This window comes from Nonomuraea sp. NPDC003201 (genome assembly GCF_053590415.1).
In genome coordinates this window covers 1-1358 of record NZ_JBSFTC010000747.1, presented here as the reverse complement: position 1 = coordinate 1358, position 1358 = coordinate 1, and the positions used below count along the sequence as shown (strand labels likewise).

Below are 1358 nucleotides of genomic sequence, written 5' to 3'. Positions count from 1 at the left end.
CGGCGCCTCTGGGCGTGTCAGGCGCGCCCCGGAGCCGGCGCGGCTGCGGAAGGCGGCCCTCGCGGCATTGAGGTCCGGGGACGCGCGGCGTGCTCGACGACCGGCCCACCTGGGTTGACGCGGCCCTCCGGCGTGCCCGTGACCGCCGGGGACGCGTGGCCCCGGCAACCGTTCCGCTCTCGCTCGGTCACGGCGAACGGTCTGGTAGACGTTATGCGTGACCGACTCCGACGACGCCCTTCTGCCGCTCGCCGCCGTGCGGCCCCCAGCGTCGTCGAAGGACACCAAAGGGGCCCCCGCGCCCGCCCCTGAGCGCCCCGTGGCCAGGGTCGCGGTGGACAGCCCGCTGCCGCACCTCGACCGCCTCTTCGACTACCTGGTGCCCGACTCCATGCATGAGACGGCCGGGCCGGGCGTGCGGGTGCGGGTGCGGTTCGCGGGCAAGCTGGTCGACGGGTTCCTGCTGGAACGGGTGGACGAGAGCGACCACGACGGCAGGCTCATGCCGCTCGAACGCGTGGTGTCCCCCGAACGCGTGCTCACCCCCGAGATCGCCGGGCTGGCCAGGGCGGTCGCCGACCGGTACGCGGGCACCCTGACCGACGTGCTCCGCCTGGCCGTCCCGCCCCGCCACGCCAAGGCCGAGTCGGAGGAGCCCGCCAAGCAGGACCTGCCGCCCGCGGAGCCGTCCCAGACCGAAAGCGCATGGAACGCGTACCCGACCGGTCCCTCCTTCCTCGGCGCGCTGCGCGACGGGCGCGCGCCCCGCGCCGTGTGGTCCGCCCTGCCGGGCGCCAGGGGATGGGCGGGGGCGACGGCCGAGGCGGTGCGGGCGACGCTGGACGGCGGCAGGGGAGCGGTCGTCGTGGTGCCCGACGGGAAGGACGTGGCGCTGGCCGACGGCGAGTTCACCCGGGTGCTGGGGCCGGGCAGGCACGTGGCGCTCACCGCCGACCTCGGCCCGGCCGAGCGCTACCGCCGGTGGCTGAAGGTGCTGAGAGGCCAGGTGCGGGCCGTCGTCGGCACCAGGGCCGCGATGTTCGCCCCCGTCGCCGATCTCGGCCTGGTGGCCATCTGGGACGACGGTGACGACCTCCACGCCGAGCGCCTGGCGCCGTATCCGCACGCCCGCGAGGTTCTCGGCCTGCGCGCCCACAGGACCGGCGCCGCGATGCTCATCGGCGGATACGCGCGCACCGCCGAGGCCACCCAGCTCGTCGCCTCCGGCTGGGCCAGGCCGATCGTGGCCGCCCGCACGATGATCAGGGGCCTGGGCCCCCGGGTGCGCCCCGCAGGCGAGGACGCCGAGCTGGCCAAGGACCAGGCGGCCCGCCAGGCCAGGCTGCCCAGCCTCGCCT

At 76.4% G+C, this 1358-nt stretch carries 1 protein-coding gene; it reads left to right on the top strand.

Features of this window, described 5'->3' with window-relative positions; translation table 11 throughout:
- Window positions 1–217: 217 nt before the first annotated feature.
- The coding region (locus ACWDX9_RS63350; RefSeq protein ID WP_449973459.1) for a primosomal protein N' family DNA-binding protein at window positions 218–1358 on the top strand (1141 nt) is incomplete at its 3' end.